Here is a 20,699-nt window from a genome sequence, read left to right as displayed (position 1 = left end):
GGTGCGACATTGCCGGGCAGGATTACGGGCCGGCAAGGGACATCAGGCAGCCATTTCCTGGGGCTGGGTATTTGCGTGGGCCATGGCGCGACGCAAGAGGTCGGCCATCTCGCACTGGGCCTGGGCTTCGGCAGCCGGGGCAACGGTGGCAGCCTGAGCGGCAGCGACCGTGTTGACCGTGCCATCCTGGCCCAGCACCACGTCGAGCGTGCTGTCGTCACGCAGCAGGTCGGCCATGCTCGGCAAGGCCACGCCGGCGGCGGCCGCATCCTTGGCGTCGACGTTGAAATACACGTCCGTCATGTCGACCGACTTGCCGTCGGCCAGGGTGGCGCTGCTGCGCTCAAGGTGCAAATTGCTGTTGGCGTCGAGGAACGGCAGTTCCGTGTAGCTGACCGTCAGGCTGGCCACGCCGGCGTCGTTCAGCGACATCAATTCGCCGTCGTCCGTCACGCCATTGCTGTTGGCGTCGCGCCAGATGCGCAATTCCGCAAACTTGTCATCGTGGGCATCGACCACGCCGTCGCCGTTCGAGTCATAGCTGGACAGCTTGGCAAAGCCCGTGCCCTTTTCGTTGCCGCCGAACAGTTCCGAGATGTTGTCGATCTTGCCATTGCCATTGCTGTCGATGGCCAGCAAGCCATCCTGGGCCGAGACCCAGCCTGTCTGGATGGCGTTGCCCGTGCCCAGCAAGTCAAAGCTGCCGTGGAAGTCGGCGCGGGCAATCGTGTGCACGCCGTCACCGTTGAGGTCGATGACGATGGGCGTGATGGCCGCATCCCAGCTCATGTCGTTCTGGCCCGACGCCAGTTTCAGGATGTCCGTGTAGACCACGTTGCCCGTCGTGCCATTGCTGTTGACGTCCGAATCGATGTTGTCGTTGGCACCCACGTTCTTCGCGCCCCACTTCCACGTATCCATGGCGTAGCCGGCGTGATAGACGCCCGACTTGTCGAACTTGAGCGAATAGCTGCCCGGATCGAGGTTGCTGAACAGATAATTGCCGTAGGCATTCGTGTAGGTGGTGGCCAGCAGCACGCCGCTGCCCGAGTACAGTTGCACCTTGATGTTGGCGATGCCTGCCTCGTTGTAGTCCTGCACGCCGTCATGGTCGGCGTCGCGCCACACCTTGTCGCCCAGGCTGGCCTTGCGGTAAATGCCCGCATCCCAGCTCATGTCGTTCTGGCCCGCGGCCAGGTTGATCAGGCCTGAGCGCCCCGTGCTGACATCGACGTCGGAATCTGCCGTGTCAACGCCCACATTGGCCTTGGTGTAATAAAAGCCCGATGGACGGATGACTTCCACCTTGTAGCTGCCGGCCGCCAGTTCGCTGAACAGGTAATTGCCGCTGGCGTTCGTCGTCGTCGTGGCGATGACCTGGTTGTACGCATTGAGCAGGTTGACTTTCACGCCTGCCACGCCCAGTTCACCCGCCTCCTGCACGCCGTTGTAGTTCTTGTCTTCCCATACGCGGTCGCCGATGGAGGCCGTGTTGAGTTTCACCAGGCCCGCATCCCAGTCCATCTGGGTTTCGCCCGACTTCAAGGCAGCCCACGTGGTGGTAAAGCCGGTGGCCGGATTGACATCCGAATCGGTGGCGTAACCGCCGATATCGGCCTTGGTGAAGCCATAGCCGGCAGGCGGCACGAAGCCCAGGTAGTAATTGCCTGGCACCAGGTTGCTGAACAGATAATTACCGCTGGCATCCGTGGTGGCGCTGGCCACGACGGCGCCTTGCTCGTTGTACAGGTTGACTTTCACGCCACCCACGCCCGCCTCGCCCGCATCCTGCGTACCGTTGCCGTTCGCATCGAACCACACGCGGTCGCCGATGGACGCCGTCTTGTACAGGCCGGCGTCAAGATCCCTGTAGTTCTGGCCGGCAGCGACCGTCACCTGGCCGCTGTTGCCCAGCGTATTGATGTCGCTGTCGAGCGCGTCGTTGCCGCCCGCATCCTTGACCGTCGTCAGATAGCCGGCTGGCGCGACGACGGCGATCGAGTACGTGCCGGGATCGACGCTGAAGTTGTAATAGCCGGTGGCGTCCGTCACGGTCGAACCGATCACGCTGCCGGTCGCGTTTTTCAGCTGCACGGTGACGCCGCCGATGCCGGACTCGCCCGCATCCTGCACGCCATTCATGTTGCTGTCATGCCAGACCCGGTCGCCCAAGGTCGCTGGCAAGGCCACGATGCCGGCGTCGAGCGAGTGATTGCTGTCGCCCGAGGCCAGCAGCACTTGCGCCGTGCGGCCGTCGGCATTCGCATCCGAGTCGCGCTGGTCGTCGCCGCCCTGGTCCTGGCCCGTGAAGGCGTAGCCGGATGGCAAGGTGGTTTTGTCGAACTGCACGCTGTAGGCGCCTGGTTTCAGGTTCGTGAACAGGTAGTTGCCATTTGCGTCCGTGATGAGCGGGCTGCCGACGGCGTTGCCCGACGCATCGAGCAAGGTCACTTTCACGCCTGCGGCGCCCGCCTCGCCCGCGTCCTGCACGCCATTCCTGTTCGTGTCGAACCAGACGCGGTCGCCCAGCTCGGCCGTGCGGTACAGGCCCGCATCGAGGGTCAGGTTGGTCTCGCCCGGCGCCAGGGTCACGGGCGCCATCTTGCCGGCCGCATCGATATTGCTGTCCTTGGCCGTGTCGCCGCCCTGGTTCGCTGCCGTCGGCACATAGCCGGCGGGTGCCACCACGGTCACCGAATAGGTACCGGGATTGACGTCGAAGTGGTAGCCGCCGCTGGCGTCCGTCGTGGTGGAGGCGACCACATTGCCGGCCGTATCCTTCAGTTGCACGACGACATTGGCGATGCCCGCCTCGCCCGCGTCCTGCACGCCGTTGGCGTTCTTGTCTTCCCACACGAAATCGCCCAGGTGGGCCATCGGCACCTTGAAGGTCAGGTAATGGGGCGCCAGGCTCAGGTCTTGCGCATTGCAGCCGGCCGTGCCGCCATCGTCGCGCACCTTGAAACCGAGGTCGAAGTCGCCGGCCACGGTCTGGCTCGGCATGAAGACCAGGTGGCCCGCGCGGATGTCGTCGATCGACACTTCCGTGCCCACCGCCACGGCCACGCCATTCAACAAGACCTGGCCCGCCGTGGTGGTATTGGTGATGACGATGGACTTGAAGCCGTCGTGCTCGACGTCGTCGTGGAAGCCGAAATCGCTTTCGCTCAGCACGACGCTGGAACCGTCGACCAGGGTGAAGGTCTTGTCGGCCGCATCGGGCGCGTCATTGACGGGGTCGATGATGACTTGCAGGCTCAGCTGGACGATATCGCCATTCCCCTTGTCGATCGTCACCTGGATGGTCGAGAAGCTGCCATTGTAGTTGGCGGCCCAGTCGCCGGGACGCACGTACACGGTGTCCGCGTCGAGCATGCCGAACAGCGGCGTGTTCTCCGTCGATTCCGTATCGTCCGGCAACAAAACCGTGAAATTCTTGATATTCAGTTCGCCTTGCACCGAGTAGCCGGCCTGGATCAGCAGGTCGCGGATGTCGAAATTCTTGTTGATGTCTTCGCAGACGTGGACCGTGGTCGACAGGTTGTAGGTGGTCATGCGGCCTCCTGACGGCATGCAACGACGGCAGCAGGAGCGGAAATACGGGGGGCCAGGGCGCGATCAGCCTGGCCGCGCAAAGCGGCGAATGTATACATAGGTGGGCTTCCAAGAAGAGACTTGTTTAAAAAATGAAGCCGGCAGATCTTGTATACAGTTTCGAGGGACACAGGAGCCAGACGACGCAACCACGCAGCAGGGGGTGATTGTATTTCTGATATTTAAGTTGTCGCAATTATATCCACTATCTTTTCAAAAGCAAATTAATTTCCATCAATATAAATAAAATTTTTATAATTTTTGTGCATTTCCAGCACCGCCGGTGTTGCCATCGCAGGCTCGAAAACAGATGCGCCTTTTCGGCCCGCACCACAATCGCCTACAATCTCGGGATGAATCAACTTACCCTCGTCTTGCCCTTCGCCTTGCCCAATGCCGAACTGGCTGCCGACCTGCTCAAGGTCTTGCAGGCGCCCGCGCTGGCGGCGCTGCTGTCGCGCACCTCCACTTGCAATTTAGAACCCTTTGACAACGCCAACCGCCTGCTGCCGCACGAAGCGTGGCTGGCGCACGCCTTGGCCCTGTCGCCCGCGCCCAACGGCGAAGGGGCGCAGGCCGCCTTTGCCGCCCAGGCCATGCGCGGCTACGGCCTCGTGCCGGAACCGGGCGCGCGCTACTTCGTGCTGCATCCGGCCCACCTGGCCATCGCCCGCAGCCATATCAGCCTGGAAGATTTGCGCCAGCTCAAGCTGAGCGAGGCCGACGGCCGCACCCTGTTCGACACGGCGCGCCCGTATTTCGACGAGATCGGCCAGCCCCTGGCGTATGGCGACGCGGGCACCTGGTTCATGCGCGCCGACGCCTGGTCCGACTTGCAGTGCGCCACGCCGGACGCGGCCACCACGCAAGACCTGTCCGTGTGGATGCCGGAAGGCGAGCATGCGCGCGCGGCGCGCCGCCTGCAAAACGAAGTGCAGATGCTGTGGCATGAGCATCCCGTCAATGCGGCGCGCGAGGAACGGGGCTTGAAAGCCATCAATTCCTTCTGGATCTGGGGCGGGAGCGTGGCCGCGGCGGCATCTGCATCTGCGCGCTGCGCGGCCAGCCTGCATACGCAGGACGCACCGGGCTGGCTGGCCGCGCTGGCGGAACCGGCACGGCGCAATGCCAGTCCAAACAGTGTGCTGGCGGACCAATCCGATGCAATCGTCGTGCTGGGTGGCTTGACCGAAGCGGCACAGGCGCAGGAATGGGGCATGTGGCTGCAACAGTTGCAAGCGCTGGAAAAGGACTGGTTCGCGCCCCTGCTGGCGGCATTGAAGGATGGCCGCCTGGGACAGTTGCGCCTGGTGCTGAGCCACCGCGACGCATGGCTGGACTGCACCACCAGCAAGCACGCGCAGCGCAAATTCTGGCGCGCGATTACCCTGAACAAGTTGAAAGCATCATGACCCGTACCCGCATCGCCACCCGTCCCTGCCCCTACCGCGAATCCGAATTGCTGCGCCAGGGCGGCATCCATCCCGTGCTGGCCCGCTTGTACGCGTCGCGCGGCCTGTCCGACGCGAAAGAACTCTCGATCGAGCCGAAAGACTTGATACCGCCATCCGGCTTGCTGCACATCGACGCGGCCGGTGTCTTCCTGGCCGACGCCATTGCCGCCAAGAAGCGCATGGTCATCGTGGCCGACTACGATTGCGACGGCGCCACCGCCTGCGCCGTGGCCATCCGCGGCTTGCGCGCCATGGGCGCCGACGTCGATTTCATCGTGCCCAACCGTTTCGAGTATGGCTACGGCCTGACGCCGGAAATCGTCGAACTGACGGCCCGCGAAAAGTCGCCCGACATCATCATCACCGTCGACAACGGCATCGCCAGCATCGACGGCGTGGCCGAAGCGAACCGGCGCGGCATCCAGGTGGTCGTCACCGACCACCATTTGCCGGCCGACACCCTGCCCGACGCGGCCGTCATCGTCAATCCGAACCAGCCCGCCTGCGGTTTCCCCAGTAAACATCTGGCGGGCGTGGGCGTCGTGTTCTACGTCTTGCTGGCCCTGCGCGCGGAAATGCGCCGGCGCGGCCTCTTTGATGCGCAAACGCAACCCAAGCTCGACAACCTGCTCGACCTGGTGGCGCTGGGCACGGTGGCTGACGTCGTGCGTCTCGATACGAACAACCGCATTCTCGTCGCGCAAGGTCTCAAACGCATGCGCAAGGGCAATATGCACGCTGGCGTGGCCGCCCTGTTCCGCGTGGCGGGCCGCGAAGCGCGCAGCGCCACGCCGTTCGACCTGGGCTTTGCCCTGGGACCACGCCTGAACGCGGCCGGCCGCCTGCAAGACATGTCGCTGGGCATCGAATGCCTGGTCACGGACGACGAAGGCCGCGCCTGGGCGCTGGCGCAGCAGTTGAACGACATCAATTTGAAGCGCCGCGAAATCGAGGCGGAAATGCAGGACACGGCCCTGTTGCACCTCGATACGTTCGAGCCGGCCAACAGCAGCACCATCAGCGTCTTCGATGAATCGTGGCACCAGGGCGTGATCGGCATCGTGGCCTCGCGCCTGAAAGAAAAATTCTACCGTCCGACCATCACGTTCGCACCCGGCGCGGACGGCTGGATCAAGGGTTCGGGCCGCTCGATTCCCGGCTTCCACTTGCGCGACGCGCTCGACCTCGTGTCGAAACGGGCGCCGAGCCTGATCGACAAGTTCGGCGGCCACGCCATGGCGGCGGGCTTGACCATCCGCGCCGACGCTTTCGACGCTTTTTCCAAGGCTTTCGAAGCCGTGGGCCAGGCCTGGCTCAGCCAGCAGCAGCTGGAACGGGTGGTGGAAACGGACGGCCCGCTGGAAGACGCCTACTACACGACGGCCTTCATCGAGCTCATGGATGGGCAAGTGTGGGGCCAGGGCTTCGCCCCGCCCGTCTTCTGCGACGAATTCCGCGTCGTCAGCCAGCGCATCCTCAAAGAGCGCCATCTGAAACTGCTGCTGGAAAAGAACGGCGTGCGCTTCGACGCCATCTGGTTCGGGCATACGGACGCCCTGGGCGAACGCACGCGCGTGGCGTTCAGGCTCGATGCGAATGAATACAATGGCACGACGAAAGTACAACTCATGGTGGAACACGCCGAACCTGTGTAGTGACACCTGACAGTACCTGCCGGCGTCGGTACTGTCAGGCGTTGCAACGTTTGTGATCTTATTCTTGCTCGGTACAACGATGGCTGGAACACCCCTAAACACCACCTGAAAGCAGCACCATGCTGACCGGCCTGAACCACTTCACCCTGTCCGTGCGCGACCTGGCGCGCAGCGTCGTCTTTTACCGCGACACCCTGGGCCTGCGCCTGCATGCGCGCTGGGACAGGGGCGCGTATCTGTCGGCCGGCGACTTGTGGCTATGCCTGTCGCTGGACCAAGAAGGCACTGCCGTGCTGGCCAGCCCAGGCTACACGCATTACGCGTTTTCCATCGCGCCCGCCGACTTCGCCCCGTTTGCCGCCCGCCTGCGCGCCGCCGGCGTGTCCGAATGGCAGCAAAACCGCAGCGCCGGCGATTCCGTGTATTTCCTCGATCCGGACGGCCACCAACTGGAAGCCCATGCGGGCAGCCTGGCGCAGCGGCTGGCAGCCTGCCGCGCGGCGCCCTATGCCGGCATGCAATTCTTTGAAGACTAAGAGCACCTAACATAAGCTACTGCGCGTCGCGATTTGTGGCCTCCAATGCTCACTACGGTTCTGTTAGGCACTCTGAGGGTATTGGCGCGCACATTTGGAAGAGGACAGCATAAATTGCAAAAAAGGAGTAATATTCATCCATAAAAGGAGTTTATTATGAATCTTGCCTACGCCTACCCCAAGAGCCGCTTCGAACCGGCCGTGCTCGTCGACTTGAACGCCAAAGCCGAGCGCGAGCGATTGTCGCAGGCGGCACTGAAGGGTTTTTTCAAGCTGGCCGCCGCATGGAAACTGCGTGACGACGATGCGCGCGAACTGCTGGGCGGCTTGTCCAGCAGCGCCTGGTACGAGTGGAAGAAGCACCCGGATCGCGTGCTGGAAGTGGACCGCATCACGCGCATTTCCTATTTGCTGGGCATTTATAAAGCCTTGCACATCCTGTACGGCGACAAGCTGGCCGACGAATGGGTGAGTTTGCCCAACAAAAATCCCATCTTCGGCGGCCGCACGCCCCTGTCGCAAATGCTGGCCGGCGGCTTGCTGGCCATGCAGACGGTGCGCAAGCTGCTCGACGCGCGCCGCGGAGGACTGTAATCGTGACTGCAGCCTCGAATACCCACCTGCCGCCGCTGGCCGCGCTGCGCCAGATCGACACTTGCCGCCTGATTCCCTCTCGCTTTGCCGACATGGAAGACTCCGTACTGGCGCCCTTGGCCGAGGACGATGATCACCTGCGCGAGCTGTTCGAGCTCGATAACGCCACCAACGCGCGCCTTGTGGCCGAGTATGGCGGCGCGCCAGGAATTGGCGTGGACGAACTGGTTTTTGGCGTGCCGCACTTTCGCATCATCAACGCCGCGTACACGTATGCCCGCCCGGAAGGAGCGCGCTTCAACGATGGCGAACGGGGCGCTTGGTATTGCGCCTTCGACATGAAAACGGCGCTGGCCGAAATCATTTTCCATAAAACCGTGGAATACCAGGAAATCGACTATTTCGACGACAGCGTCAACTACCAGTCGCTGCTGGCCGATTTCTCCGCCAGCTTCCACGACTTGCGCGGCCAGGAGCGCTATGCGGCCTGCCTCGACCCGGCCAGCTACATCGCCTCGCAAGACCTGGCCGCCATCCTGCTTGAGGCCGGCTCCATGGGCATCATCTTTCCCAGCACCCGGCTGGCCGGCGGCACCAACCTGGCCTGCTTCCGCCCTGCCCTCGTGGGCAATGTTCGCAAAGGCGCCGCCTATCGGTTAACATGGCAGGGTACGCCGATACCGCACGTGGAAGCCTTGCCAGGCAAATAAAGCGCACGCATCGGCACCCGACTCACCGCAACCTGATCTCACATGCAAACCAATCCTGAAAAAGACACCGAACTGCGCCTCAAAGTAAACAGCGAAACGGCCCGCCTGGCCTGGAGCGAACTGGAAAAGCACTTCGCCCAAGGCAATGTCGTCTGGGTCGCCAATGAACTTGATCTGGTCGAAGTGGCCGTGCGCATCTCGCACGACGACAAGGCCACCATCACGCAATGGATGGTCGACGGCAAGGTAGCCAAAGTCTCCGACCAGCAGGCGCTGGACTGGCAGGCCGCCGATAGCTCGCTATGGGCCGTCGTCGTCAGCCCGTTCATTCTGGTGCAGCAGGAAAAGCCCACCAGACATTGACGCCGGCGCCCACGCCCGTCAATATTCCCAAACACATCTGAAGCTCTTACAGCAGCATGCCGCCCGACGCTTCGATGCGCTGCCCGGTGACCCAGCCGCTGCTCTCGACCAGCAAGGCAGAGGCCATGGCGCCGATGTCGTCCGGCACAGCGGTGCGCCCCAGCGCGGTCATCGCCGCCAGTTGCTGCTGGAGGGCACTGTCATCGCGCACCGCACCGCCGCCGAAGTCGGTTTCCGTGGGACCGGGCGCCACCGCATTGACACTGATGCCGCGCGGTCCCAGCTCCAGCGCCATATAGCGCGTGAGCACATCGATGCCACCCTTGGCCGCGCCGTAGGCGGCATAGCCGGCGAACGCAAAGCGGGTCAGGCCCGACGAAGTGTTGAGGATGCGGCCGCCGTCGGCGAGCAGCGGCAGCAGCTTTTGCGTCAGGAAGAACGTCCCCTTCAGGTGGGTGTTGATCATCAGGTCGAACTGTTCTTCGGTAGTGTCGGCCAGTGTCGCGTACACGCCGCCGCCGGCATTGTTGACCAGGTAATCGAAGCGCTCGCGCTGCCAGGTACCGGCCAGCGTGCTGCGAACCTGGTCGGCAAAACCGGCGAAGGTGGCCGATGCGCCCACATCGAGCTGCAGCGCCACGGCGCGCCGTCCCAGCGCCCGTACTTGGCGCACGACGTCGTCGGCCTGTCCGGCGCGATTCAGATAAGTGATGATGACGTCGACGCCCTGCCGGGCAAGGTGCAGCGCCGTGCTGCGCCCTATGCCACGGCTGGCGCCCGTGATCAGCGCGATGCGTTGGGTCGGAACGGAGGTCGATACGGTGCTGGTCATGATGTTTCCTTGAACGGTGAAAGAGGTGATCACTGTATCGTTTCGCTTAGCGTTAATAAATCGGTTTAAAATGAAATGACTGTTTCCCAATAGAGAACAATCGTGGACTTGTCAGAACTGAGGATTTTTTGCCGGGTGGCCGAACTGGGCAGTTTTACCAGGGCCGCCGACCAGCTGGGCATGGCCAAGGGACGGGTATCGACCGTGGTGCAAGCGCTGGAAGGTAAAGTGGGCGGCCGCCTGCTGCAACGGACCACGCGCAGCGTGCGGCTCACGCCTGAAGGGGAGCTGTTCCTGGTGCGCTGCAAGGAACTGCTGACCGATGCCGAGCAGTTGCAAGGCATGTTCCAGCTGGCTGCCGGCGAAATACGCGGCCGTGTGCGCATCGACATGCCCAGCCTGTTCGCCCAGGAACTGCTGATGCCGCACCTGCCGGCGCTGCTGGCGGCCCACCCGCAGCTCGACCTGGGCATCAGCACCAACGACCGCCGCGTGGACATGGTGCGAGAAGGATTCGATGCGCTGATCAGGATCGGGCCGCTGCCCGACTCGGACCTGGTGGCCCGGCCGCTGGGACTGATGGACATGGCCAATCTCGCCAGTCCGGCCTACCTGGAAGCACATGGCACGCCGCATACGCTGGCCGATCTGGCGGCCCACCGGCTGGTGTACTACGCGGGCAACCTGCGCAACGAGGAGGCGGCGCTGCGCTGCGTGGTCGACGGCGCGCCAGAGGCCGTGCCGATGCGCAGTGCGCTGGCGGTCAATAGCTCGACCTTCATGCAGTCGGCCTGCCTGAACGGGCTGGGCATCATGCAGGCGGCACTGCCAACCAACCAGCGCCTGCTGGACAGTGGCCAGCTGGTACAGGTTCTGTCCGCATTTCGTGCGCCGCCAACGCCGGTCACGCTATTGATGCCGCACCGCCGCCACCTCGCGCCCCGGGTGGACATGGTATTGAACTGGATCGCCCGCGTCACCAGGCCATCGATGCTGCAGACGCCAGCGCCACTCTAGCCGGACCTGCTTCGCGCTACAGGCTGTGCTCGATCTTCAGCCGTAGCGTGCTGCCGCCTGCAGAATGCAAGGGAAACAGCAGTGCGCACCAGGCCGCAGCCTATCGGTTAACATGGCGGCCACCACTTGTCGCCACCTGATCCCGCATGCAAGCCAACCCAGATCACCCTCTCCTGCGCCTGCGCACGCTCATCGACGCGGACGCCCTCGAACGCATCGCGCCCGAACTCGAAGCACATTTCCATGCCAGGCTGCTGGCGAACAGGGTGCGCGGCGGGGTCGAACAGCGCTTGCAGGCCAGCCAGCGGCAAATGCAACAGGCGTTTGCGCAGTCGCCCAGGCTGCATGTCGTGATGGTGTGGGGCAGCGTGATAGGCCTGGCCACCGCCATGGCCTTTGCCCTGACTGGTGGCCTGGATCTGCACGGATATCGGCTCGATATTGCCTGCATGGTGCTCTTCGGCACGATCCTGGTTCTGCTGGTATTCGTGCCGCGCATTGTCGTCTGGCAGCAGCAGCCGTGGGAATGGCTGTGGCGCACCCTGGCCCGGCGCCTGGTCAACAGACAGCTTAAAAGCGCGCGCGCACTGGCGCCGTTCGAAGCGCAGTACGATATCAACGATATCGACGGCGACAGCAGGACGGTCACCTACACGCGCATCACACCGGCATCCGCCACCGTCAGGTGGACCCACACGCTGGCGGGACCTGGCATTTTCGGCAACGGCTACAGCCTGTTCTTCGAACCAGCCCCATCACTGCAGTGCGTCCTGCTGCTGCACCCACCCGATGCACGTTTCGAGGCGTTATGGGCTCAGTGTCCGCCGCCCAGGTAAGCTGCGATCACCTTCGGATCGTTTTTCAGGCTCTCGGCCGGCCCGTGCACCGAGATGCTGCCGTTTTCCAGCACGTAGCCGTAGTCGGCCACGTTCAAGGCGGCGGCGGCGAATTGCTCGACCAGCAGCATGGTCACGCCTTCGGCCTTCAGGCGCGTGATGATGCGGAAGACTTCTTCCACCAGGATGGGCGCCAGGCCCATCGACGGCTCGTCCAGCAGTATCACTTCCGGGTTCAGCATCACGGCGCGGGCCATGGCCAGCATTTGCTGCTCGCCGCCCGACAAGGTGCCGGCCAGCTGGTCGCGCCGCTCCTTCAGGCGAGGGAACAGCTCCAGGGCCTTGTCCAGGTCGCGCTTGATATCGCCTTTCGGGCGCGCCCGCGTAAAGCGGGGGAAGGCGCCCAGCAGCAGGTTGTCCGTCACCGACATCGAGGCGAACACGCGCCGCCCTTCCGGCGAATGGGCCAGGCCCGCACGCGCGATCTTGTGCGAATCGAGGCCCGTGACGTCCTTGCCGCCCAGGGTGACAGTGCCGGATTTCGGTTTCAGCATGCCGGAGATGGCGCGCATGGTGGTGGTCTTGCCAGCGCCGTTCGAGCCGATCAGGGTCACCAGCTTGCCCTTCGGGACGTCGAGCGAAATGCCGTGCAGGACTTCGACTTTGCCGTAGGCGGCGTGCAAATTTTGAATGGTCAGCATGGTCTTCCTCTCAGTGCGCCGCTGGCGCCAGGGTTTCGGCGCTGCCGCCCAGGTAGGCTTCGATCACTTTCGGATCGCTCTGGACAAGCGCGGGCGCGCCTTCCGCGATCTTCTGGCCGAAGTCCAGCACCGTCACCACGTCGGACAGGGCCATCACCACGTCCATGTGGTGCTCGATCAGGATGATGGTGATGCCGTGCTCGCGGATCTTGCGGATGATGGCCATCAGCTCCTTGATGTCGGGCGCCGTCAGGCCCGCCGCCGGCTCGTCGAGCAGCAGCAAACGTGGGTTGAGGCCCAGCGCGCGGCCGATTTCCAGCAGCCGCTGCTTGCCATACGGCAGATTGCGCGCCTCTTCGTTGGCCAGGTCGGCCAGGCCCACGAATTCGAGAATGCTGGCGGCCCGCTCGCGCGCGGCCGTCTCTTCGCGCTTGTAGCGGGGCGTATGCAGCATCACGTCCAGCACGTTCGACTTGAAGGTGTTGTGCAGGCCCACCAGCACGTTCTCGGTGGCCGTCATCTCGCCGAACAGCTGCACGTTCTGGAAGGTGCGCGCCACGCCGCCCAGCGCGATCTCGGACGGCGTGCGGCCGGAGATCACGGCGCCGGCAAATTCCACCTTGCCCGCCGTCGGCTTGTAGATCCCCGTGAGCACGTTCATCATCGTGCTCTTGCCCGAGCCGTTCGGCCCGATCAAGCCGTGCACGGAGCCTTGCGTGACGTTCAGGTCCACCTGGTTCAGCGCTTTCAGGCCGCCGAACTGCATCAGGGCCTGATCCACGCGCAGCAGGGTCGCGCCCTGCTGCCCGCCCTGCGCATGGTCGAACGGCGCCACGCCGTGCGAAGCGACGGCTTGCACATGGCGCCGGCCCTTGCCGATAAAGCTCATCAAGAAGCCGACGATGCCATCCTGCAGGTAGTACACGACGAACAGCGTCATCAAACCGAAGATGGTCAGACGCCAGTCGACCATGTTTTCCAGTTTGTAGGAAAACGCGGCCAGGCCGATGGTGGCCACCAGGGGCACGATCACGCCGCGCAGAGTGGAACGCTTTTTCGCCAGCATGAAGGCGGAGCCGATCACGCCCAGCACGGCGGCGCCGACGGCAATCTTGCGGAACAACTCGATGTCCGACAAGAGGCTCGGCAGCATAACGACGATCAGGGCGCCGATCAGCGCGCCCGAACGGGTCTTGCGTCCGCCCATGATGACGGCCAGCAGGAACAAGATCGTCAGCTCGAAGTTGTAGGTATTGGGCGAGATGTACTCTTCCGAATACGCATACAGGCTACCGGCCAGGCCCGCGAAACCGGCGCTGATGACGAAGGCGTACACCTTGTAGCGGTACACGGACACGCCCATGCAGTCCGAGGCGATGGGGCTGTCGCGCAAGGCTTCGAACGCGCGGCCCAGGTTCGACTTCAGGATGCGGTGCACCACCACCAGCGAGATCACCAGCAGCGCGGCGACCATGTAGTAGTACTCGACCTCCGTCAGTTTGTGGCCGAACAGGACGGGCTTGTGGATCTTGATGCCCATCGGCCCTTCCGTGAGGAAGCTCATTTCATTGATCAGGATTTGCACGATGGTGCCGAAGGCCAGCGTCACCATCGCCAGGTACGGGCCCGTCACGCGCAAGGCCGGCAAGGCCAGGATGGCGCCAAACACGGCCGCACCCAGGATGCTGGCGGGGATGGCCAGCCAGAACGACACGCCCAGCTTGAACACCAACACGCCCGTGACGTACGAGCCGATGCCGAACAGGCCCGCGTGGCCCAGCGACACCTGCCCCGTGTAGCCGACGACGATATCGAGGCCGAACAGCAGGATGGCGTAGATCAGGATGGTCTCGGCCAGGTGGATGTAATACGGGTTCGGGATGACGATGGGGAACAGCGCAAGCGCGGCAAGTCCCGCCGCGCTCAGCGCCAGCATGGTGATTTTGTTGTTCATGTGGTCCTCAGACTTTCTTGATCGCGGCTTTGCCGAACAGGCCGGACGGCTTGACGGCCAGCACCAGCAGCAGGAGCAGCAGGCCAGGCACTTCCTTGTAGCCGGTGGAGATGTAGTAGCCGGTGGTCGTTTCCGCGATACCCAGGATCAGTCCGCCGACGATGGCGCCCACGCCCGACGTCAGCCCGCCGATGATGGCCACGGCAAACGCTTTCAAACCCAGCGAGGCGCCCATGGTGGCCCCCGTCAGTGTCAGCGGCGCCACCAGCACGCCGGCAAAGGCGGCCGTGGCCGACGACAGAGCGTAGGAAAACGTGATGACCATGCCCGTGTTGATGCCCATCAGGCCGGCCGCATCGCGGTCGTTGGCGGTCGCCACGACGGCCTTGCCATAGATCGATTTGCGGTTGAACACTTCGACGGCCAGCATGATGGCCAGCGCGCCGACGATGACGGCCACCTGCATCTGCTGCACGTTGGCGCCGAACACCTGAAACGGCGCGGCCGACAGCGGCGACGGGAACATCAGGTCGTCCTTGCCCCAGATGTTTTCCGCCACGTTCTTGAAAATGATGGCCAGCGCGATGGTCGACATGATCCAGCCGAATTCGGACTTGATCTTGATGGCGGGCCGCACACCTATCCATTCGACGAACACACCCTGCAAGGCGCCGAAGACGATGACGATGGGGATCATCAAGAGATAGCTCATGTACGGGCCGCCGTGGATGGTGCCCACCAGGGAAAGGCCCACGAGCGCGCCCAGCATCAGGGATTCGCCCTGGCCGAAATTGAGGGTGCCGGAAGTGGCAAAGGTCAGCTGGTAGCCGAAGGCGATGACGGCATAGATCATGCCCAGCGCGATGCCGCTGAAGACGAGCTGCAGGAAGATTTCCATGGTATTCCCCGGAAGACGAACGATGAAAAAATGGCCAGTCCTGATTCCTCAAGGCTGGCCACTGCGCGGCGAATGTCTGCCAGGCTTATTTCGCGAGGACGACTTTGCCGTCCTTGACCTCACCGAAGACCGTCAGGTCGGCCGTGATCGCCTCATGGTTGGTCTTGCTGAACGGCTTGTTGTAGGTGGTGACGGCGCCTTCCACTTTTTCATTCAGGTTTTCCAGCGCGGCGCGCACTTTCGGGCCGTCCGTGCCGCCTGCCTGCGTGATGGCCGCGGCCAGCAGGTAGATCGAATCGTAGCCTTGCGCGGCCGAGACGGCCGACGGCATGCGTCCGCCCGAGGGCTTGTAGGCGGCCACATAGGCGTCGATGAAAGCCTTGCGCTTCGGCGTGCTGGCGTCCTGGATGAAGGTTTGCGGCATGCGCGTGCCATTGCCGTTCTTGCCCGCGTTGTCGATGAAGTTACCCATGGCCAGGGTCCAGCTGCCGATCAGCGGCACTTTCCAGCCCAGTTTTTCCATGCCGTTGGCGATCTGCGCCAGCTCCGGGCCGATGCCGTAGGTCAGCACGACTTCCGCGCCCGCCTGCTTGGCTTTCAGCAGCTGGGCCGTCATGTCGACGTCCTTGATGTTGTATTTTTCCACGACGACGGGCTTGATGCCCTTCTTGTCGAGCGCCTTTTCCAGGTCTTCACGGCCCAGCTGGCCATAGTTGGTGGAGTCGGCCAGGATCGCCACTTTCTTGAACTTGCGGTTCTCGATCGCCTCATGCACGATCATGCCGGACTGGATGGTGTCATTGGCCGCATTGCGGAAAATGTAGTTTTCCGGCTGGTCGGCGAATTGCTTGGTGACGATGGAACCCGTCGCCACATTGTTCATGACGGGAATTTTCGCTTCCTGGTAGAAGCGCTGCGAAGCCAGGGCCACGCCCGTATTGATGTAGCCGACGGTGGCGGCGACCTTTTCCTTGTTGATGAGTTCCTGGGCGATCTGCACGCCGCGTTCGTTCTTCGCTTCGTCGTCGCGCTCGATCAGCAGCAGGGAACGGCCCAGTACGCCACCCTTGGCATTGATTTCAGCCACGGCCAGCTTGACGCCGTCGCGCATCGACACGCCCATCGGCGCGGAACCGCCCGTGAACGGACCGGACACGCCGATCTTGATGGGGTCGGCTGCGACCGCCGCCTGCGAGAAACCCAAAACCAAACTTGCCACGAGCAATTTCTGTTTCAAATTCATTGTCATCTCCTCTGATACAACGTTTTTAATGCCACTTATTTTTATAGTCGTACGCTGGATAACCGCCCCATCGATAAATCATTGTAGGTGAGTAAACATGCCCCAGCAACAACTACATATGACGCGTCGCAACATGCGAAAACAACATGCGAAAAAGACCAGATTGCTGGCCGATGTCAGTCTTTTGTAAGGAAAATATGGCGCAAATTGGAGCACCTTGCACCATCGGGCAACAGTCCTGTGGCAAAACGCGACAGGCAAAAAGGCGAGCTCGGCGATTCTCCTGGCCACTGATCTGGCGCAATACTGCCACCCCTCAGCATGCTAACGTCGGCCATGCCAGCGCGTGCGCGCCGGACCCATCAGTCACTGCTACCGCGTGGAGGCCATATGCAGCGCCCGTCGAATTCATCCCTTTACCCCCTGCTACTTGGCGCCATCGCCAGCCTGCTGCTGGGCGGCTGCGCCACCAACCTGGCGCCCGTGCGCACGTTTGCCGAACAGACGCAAAAGATGTCGCTCCACTTCGAACCCATGCTGGCGGGCGGCGTCCACAGCTGCATGGACAAGGCCATGCGCAAGCGCCTGATCCTGGCCGAGCGTTTCGATGCGCAAGCGAGCGAACAGGCGGCGCGCGCCGATTGCGCCGCCATCGAGCAGGCCACAGCGTCGATCGCCAGCCTGAACGACCTCCTGCTGCGCTATGCCCGCACCATGGCGGCGCTGGCCGATGACAAGCTGCCCGTCTACAAGGAAGAGCTTGGCGGACTCGGCGATGCGCTGGGCGGCCTGGCGCAACCGGGCGGCGGCGCGCCCCTGCTCGATGCGGGCAAGCTGTCGAAAGTGGTCAAATTGAGCGAGCACCTGAGCCGCCTGGCCACGCAACGCCTGCAGAAATCGGCCTTGCGCGAATTGCTCGACGAGCAGGAGGCCGTCGACATCGTCAGCAATGCGCTCAAGGAGTATGCGCAGCGCAGCTACCGTGCCGGCTTGCAGGATGAATTGCGCGACCTGGACCTGTTGCGCGGCGCCGTCGACAAGGCCGCGCCGCGCGAACCGCTGGCCGCCAACTACATCCGCACGCGACTGCACCTGGAAGGCCGGCAATTGCAGGAAAGGGAAAAGATCGTCGCCGCGTACGTCGCCGCCGTCGACGCGCTGCAAGCGAGCGTGGCCGCGCTGCGCGCCAATCTCGACCGCCTGCAGGCGCCTGAACTGGAACAGCAGCTGGCGCAGTTTTCACGCCAGGTCGACACGCTGCAAAAACAGGCTGTTTTCTATGCCCCCGCCCGCTGGTAAGCGGCGCGCACACAGGAGTATCCCATGGCCCAACTGACCGAACTGACGAAAGACCAAAGCTACGCCATCGCCGACAGCCTGGCGCAGGCTTCGAGCCTGGTGCTGGAATTGCGCATCCGCGAACGCGAGACGCTGGCGCCGGACGAGCGCGCGCTGCTGGAACAATATGAAAACCACCTGGACCAGATGGTGTCCCTGTTTCGCGCATACGGCATCTATCTGACGGCCGAAGGGGCGGAGCAGGCGCGCGGCGATATCGAGGGCGCCATCGCCAAGGGCAAGCAGCAGCTCAAGCGCATCGCCGACATAAAGGCCGCCATCGGCGCGGCCGCCAGGCTGGTCGACCTGGGCGCGGCCATCCTGTCGCGCGACCCGTTCGCCATTGGCGAAGCGGCGGCCAGCCTGCGGACCAAGCCGAAGAAGGCAGAGAATAGCTAGGGTTCGGGCGGACGGTGCCCCATCGCGTGCGTGGCCATTTTCAGGTACAAATTCGCCTGTGCCTCGTTGTGCGCATAGCCCATGCGCCCTTCCGCCAGGGCGACGGATTTCTGCTGCAGCGCCTCCGGATACTCAAGGTCGCAGGCGGCGTCCAGCCAATGGCGCGCCCGCGCTTCGTCGCTGTCTTGCAGCATGTTCGCCAGGATGAACATGGCGGGCGCCACGCCCCGTTGCGCGGCCTGCTCCAGCCAGCGCATGGCGGCGGCATTGTCCTGCGGCCCGCCCATGCCGTTTTTCAGCATAAGCCCCAGGTAATACGCGGCCGCACCGCCGCCCTGCCCCGCCGCATGCTCGAACAGGGCACGCGCCTGCGGCTGGGAGGCGGGGCTCGCGCGCATCAGCAGTTTGGCCTGGACCGTGATATCCGGCGCCGGCGACGCTGCCACCGGCGCCGCCAGCGCGGCGGCCAGCAGCAAGTTTGCCAGCATCATTTCGACAGGTCGAGCTGATACAGCGCAAAGCCCTTGCCCGCGCCGTCATCAGGCTTCAGCTGCGTGACGTTGTCGATGCCGGCCGCTTGCGCCAGGTCGATCACGTTCGGCGCGGAATGGAAGACCACCGGGCCTTTCGTGGCGGTCTTGGCGAAGCGCCAGCTGCGCGCCGAACCGTTTTTCACGCGCGTCAGGTTTTTTTCCTTGCTCACGTAAGCGATCAGGAGTTCGCGGTTGTTGTCGGGCGAGGCCACCACCGTCTTGCTGCCGTCCAGGCCAGGGAAATTGCCGCCGCCGCTGGCGCGGTAGTTATTGGTGGCGATCAAAAATTCCTGGCTGGCGTCCACCGGCTTGCCCTTGTACGTCAACGCCTTGATACGCTGGCCGGGCTGTTGCGTGACGTCGATCTGGTAGCGCACGTCGGCGCTCGTGATCGCGTCGAAGTTGTAGCTCGGGTGAGCCGTGTTGACCAGTTCCTGCGCTTCCAGCTTGTTCGGATCGATGGTATTGAAACGCTGCGCCGACTGTTCCAGCCAGGCCTTCAGCTCCGCGCCATTCATCTTCACGCCATACAGCGCGTTCGGATACAAATACAGATCGGCCGCGTTATTGAGCGCCACATTGCCCGCCTTGACGTCCGTGTAGTCGGACACGCCGGCCGAGCCGCTCTTGAACGGGGACGACATCGACAGCACGGGCAGGTGCGCGTACTGCGGCAGGTTCGCTTTGACGTAGGCAGCCAAATAGCCCGCCTGCGCCTGGTTCACCACCTCGATGGCGCTCACGTCGCCCACGTCGGCGAAGTACGTCGACATGCGGAAGTCCGTCTTGCCCACGGGCGTCTGCACGTAGGCAATCGTCGCCGCGTGCTCCTCGGCCACCAGTTGGGCGATGGCAGGATCGGGGGCCACATAACTCTTGTCCGCGTTCTGGATGCCGCGCGCTTCCACCGTGGTGGCGCGCTTGTCGACAACCCACTGCTTGCCGTCGTGGCGCAGGCGCAGGCCGATCACGCCCAGGTGCTTGCCCCACAAATTGGCCATCACGGTCGGCACGCCGTTCACCAGCCCTTTGACCTTGTCGACGCCGGGCAAATTAAATTGCGGCACCGTGCTGCTCGCGTTCGGGAACAGCTGGTGCGAGTGGCCGATCAGCATGGCGTCCACGCCTGGCACTTGCGACAGGTAGTAATTGCCGTTTTCCATGGTGGGCGAATACGGGCTGTCATCGAGGCCGCCGTGCGAGATCGCCACCACCAGTTCGGCGCCCTTGGCGCGCATCTCGGGGATGAATTTTTCCGCCGTCTCGCGCACGCCCTGCGTGTAGACGCGCCCTTCCAGCCAGCGCTTGTCCCAGGCCATGATGGTGGGCGGCGCAAAGCTGATGATGCCGACCTTCACGGTAGCGGTGATGGCCTTGCCATCGGGGCCGGTGGCCGTGATTTGCTTGGCTATGATGTGGTATGGCGCGAACAGGGGTTTACCCGTCTTGACGCTGTAGACGTTGGCCAGCACTTGCGGGAACGCGGGGCCGGCGCAGCGCGGTTTGGCTGAGTCCACGCTGTCGACGTCGAAGCGGTTACCCGTCACCTGGCTCAGGAACGCCAGGCCGTAGTTGAATTCGTGGTTGCCGATGCCGCCGCCGTCCACTTTCAGCAAATTCATCGCCTTGTAGATGGCCAGGGTCTGGTCGCAGGCCAGCGGTTTTACCAATGCCTGGTAGTCGGCCAGCGCCGTGCCCTGGATGGTGTCGCCGTTGTCGAGCAACAGGTTGTTCGGGAATTGCGCACGTGCCTGGGCGATCAGGGCCGCCGTGCGTTCCAGGCCGATCGACGGTTCCGCCTGCAGCTTGTAGTAATCATAACTGAGCACATTCGCGTGCAAGTCCGTCGTCTCCAGCAGGGCCAGGGTGGCGCTGCTGCCGGCCGGCGCGGCCGATGGCTGGACCGGACCGGTGGCGGCGGGCGGCAAGGTGCCGCAGCCGGCCAGCAGCAACGGCAACAGGGCAAGACGGGGAGATTGAAGCATGATGTATTCCTGTAGAAAGACAATATCGCCAGCATCATACGCAGCACGCCAGCCATC

18 protein-coding genes are annotated in these 20,699 nt (G+C 63.3%); 10 read left to right on the top strand and 8 right to left on the bottom strand.

What is annotated here, in order from left to right; all coding sequences use genetic code 11:
- Nucleotides 1-42: 42 nt before the first annotated feature.
- Nucleotides 43-3,555, bottom strand: a complete 3,513-nt coding sequence (locus GYK42_RS07045; RefSeq protein ID WP_166446890.1) for an SdrD B-like domain-containing protein — start codon at nucleotides 3,553-3,555, stop codon at nucleotides 43-45.
- A 392-nt stretch (nucleotides 3,556-3,947) separates the two neighbouring features.
- On the opposite strand from GYK42_RS07045, the gene GYK42_RS07040 reads away from it, so the two are divergent.
- The 6 genes from GYK42_RS07040 (at nucleotide 3,948) to GYK42_RS07015 (ending at nucleotide 8,906) form a co-directional block, all read left to right on the top strand.
- Nucleotides 3,948-5,006: a hypothetical protein gene (locus tag GYK42_RS07040; RefSeq protein ID WP_166446889.1), complete on the top strand. Its 1,059-nt coding sequence runs from the start codon at nucleotides 3,948-3,950 to the stop codon at nucleotides 5,004-5,006.
- Nucleotides 5,003-6,703 carry a single-stranded-DNA-specific exonuclease RecJ gene (recJ, locus tag GYK42_RS07035; protein ID WP_166446888.1) on the top strand — a complete coding sequence of 567 codons (1,701 nt, stop codon included), beginning with the start codon at nucleotides 5,003-5,005 and terminating at the stop codon, nucleotides 6,701-6,703. The genes GYK42_RS07040 and recJ overlap by 4 nt, the downstream gene beginning before the upstream one ends.
- Nucleotides 6,704-6,822: 119 nt before the next feature.
- Nucleotides 6,823-7,239: a fosfomycin resistance glutathione transferase gene (gene fos, locus GYK42_RS07030; protein ID WP_166446887.1), complete on the top strand. Its 417-nt coding sequence runs from the start codon at nucleotides 6,823-6,825 to the stop codon at nucleotides 7,237-7,239.
- Nucleotides 7,240-7,395: 156 nt separating this feature from the next.
- Nucleotides 7,396-7,833: an MbcA/ParS/Xre antitoxin family protein gene (locus GYK42_RS07025; RefSeq protein WP_071076812.1), complete on the top strand. Its 438-nt coding sequence runs from the start codon at nucleotides 7,396-7,398 to the stop codon at nucleotides 7,831-7,833.
- 2 nt (nucleotides 7,834-7,835) lie between these two features.
- Complete coding sequence (locus tag GYK42_RS07020; RefSeq protein ID WP_166446886.1) at nucleotides 7,836-8,543, top strand: RES domain-containing protein; 708 nt, start codon at nucleotides 7,836-7,838, stop codon at nucleotides 8,541-8,543.
- A 42-nt stretch (nucleotides 8,544-8,585) separates the two neighbouring features.
- Nucleotides 8,586-8,906 carry a DUF2288 domain-containing protein gene (locus tag GYK42_RS07015; protein WP_166446885.1) on the top strand — a complete coding sequence of 107 codons (321 nt, stop codon included), beginning with the start codon at nucleotides 8,586-8,588 and terminating at the stop codon, nucleotides 8,904-8,906.
- Nucleotides 8,907-8,952: 46 nt separating this feature from the next.
- Here the strand turns inward: GYK42_RS07015 and GYK42_RS07010 are convergent, their stop codons facing one another.
- A complete protein-coding gene (locus GYK42_RS07010; protein WP_166446884.1) occupies nucleotides 8,953-9,738 on the bottom strand; it encodes an SDR family NAD(P)-dependent oxidoreductase in 786 nt (261 codons plus the stop codon).
- Nucleotides 9,739-9,840: 102 nt separating this feature from the next.
- On the opposite strand from GYK42_RS07010, the gene GYK42_RS07005 reads away from it, so the two are divergent.
- Nucleotides 9,841-10,755: a LysR substrate-binding domain-containing protein gene (locus tag GYK42_RS07005; protein WP_166446883.1), complete on the top strand. Its 915-nt coding sequence runs from the start codon at nucleotides 9,841-9,843 to the stop codon at nucleotides 10,753-10,755.
- Nucleotides 10,756-10,901: 146 nt separating this feature from the next.
- Nucleotides 10,902-11,591 (top strand): hypothetical protein, encoded by a 690-nt coding sequence (locus GYK42_RS07000; RefSeq protein WP_166446882.1) that lies wholly within the window; start codon nucleotides 10,902-10,904, stop codon nucleotides 11,589-11,591.
- Here the strand turns inward: GYK42_RS07000 and GYK42_RS06995 are convergent.
- The 4 genes from GYK42_RS06995 to GYK42_RS06980 all read right to left on the bottom strand — a co-directional run bounded on the left by GYK42_RS06995 (nucleotide 11,570) and on the right by GYK42_RS06980 (nucleotide 16,387).
- Complete coding sequence (locus GYK42_RS06995) at nucleotides 11,570-12,292, bottom strand: ABC transporter ATP-binding protein (RefSeq protein WP_166446881.1); 723 nt, start codon at nucleotides 12,290-12,292, stop codon at nucleotides 11,570-11,572. The two genes, GYK42_RS07000 and GYK42_RS06995, sit on opposite strands and share 22 nt — an antisense overlap.
- Before the next feature lie 10 nt (nucleotides 12,293-12,302).
- Nucleotides 12,303-14,246 (bottom strand): branched-chain amino acid ABC transporter ATP-binding protein/permease, encoded by a 1,944-nt coding sequence (locus tag GYK42_RS06990; RefSeq protein ID WP_166446880.1) that lies wholly within the window; start codon nucleotides 14,244-14,246, stop codon nucleotides 12,303-12,305.
- Nucleotides 14,247-14,253: 7 nt separating this feature from the next.
- A complete protein-coding gene (locus GYK42_RS06985; protein WP_010398938.1) occupies nucleotides 14,254-15,144 on the bottom strand; it encodes a branched-chain amino acid ABC transporter permease in 891 nt (296 codons plus the stop codon).
- A gap of 85 nt (nucleotides 15,145-15,229) precedes the next feature.
- Nucleotides 15,230-16,387, bottom strand: coding sequence for an ABC transporter substrate-binding protein (locus GYK42_RS06980; RefSeq protein WP_046682990.1), 1,158 nt, complete (start codon nucleotides 16,385-16,387; stop codon nucleotides 15,230-15,232).
- 390 nt (nucleotides 16,388-16,777) lie between these two features.
- On the opposite strand from GYK42_RS06980, the gene GYK42_RS06975 reads away from it, so the two are divergent.
- Together GYK42_RS06975 and GYK42_RS06970 are read left to right on the top strand one after the other, a co-directional pair.
- Nucleotides 16,778-17,686 carry a hypothetical protein gene (locus tag GYK42_RS06975; RefSeq protein ID WP_166446879.1) on the top strand — a complete coding sequence of 303 codons (909 nt, stop codon included), beginning with the start codon at nucleotides 16,778-16,780 and terminating at the stop codon, nucleotides 17,684-17,686.
- A 24-nt stretch (nucleotides 17,687-17,710) separates the two neighbouring features.
- Nucleotides 17,711-18,124 (top strand): hypothetical protein, encoded by a 414-nt coding sequence (locus GYK42_RS06970; RefSeq protein ID WP_166446878.1) that lies wholly within the window; start codon nucleotides 17,711-17,713, stop codon nucleotides 18,122-18,124.
- On the opposite strand, the gene GYK42_RS06965 is transcribed toward GYK42_RS06970, so the two are convergent.
- Entirely contained in the window at nucleotides 18,121-18,615 is a 495-nt protein-coding gene (locus tag GYK42_RS06965; protein ID WP_166446877.1) for a tetratricopeptide repeat protein, read from the bottom strand. The two genes, GYK42_RS06970 and GYK42_RS06965, sit on opposite strands and share 4 nt — an antisense overlap.
- On the bottom strand, nucleotides 18,612-20,642 hold the full coding sequence (locus tag GYK42_RS06960) for a bifunctional 2',3'-cyclic-nucleotide 2'-phosphodiesterase/3'-nucleotidase (RefSeq protein WP_166446876.1): 2,031 nt from the start codon (nucleotides 20,640-20,642) through the stop codon (nucleotides 18,612-18,614). Before GYK42_RS06960 ends, GYK42_RS06965 begins: the two co-directional genes overlap by 4 nt.
- Between the last annotated feature and the right edge of the window lie 57 nt (nucleotides 20,643-20,699).

It is taken from the genome of Janthinobacterium lividum (assembly GCF_011601275.1).
Classification (GTDB): domain Bacteria; phylum Pseudomonadota; class Gammaproteobacteria; order Burkholderiales; family Burkholderiaceae_D; genus Janthinobacterium; species Janthinobacterium lividum_E.
The sequence above is the reverse complement of the archived record's forward strand: the minus strand, read 5'-3'. Positions and strand labels throughout refer to the sequence as shown.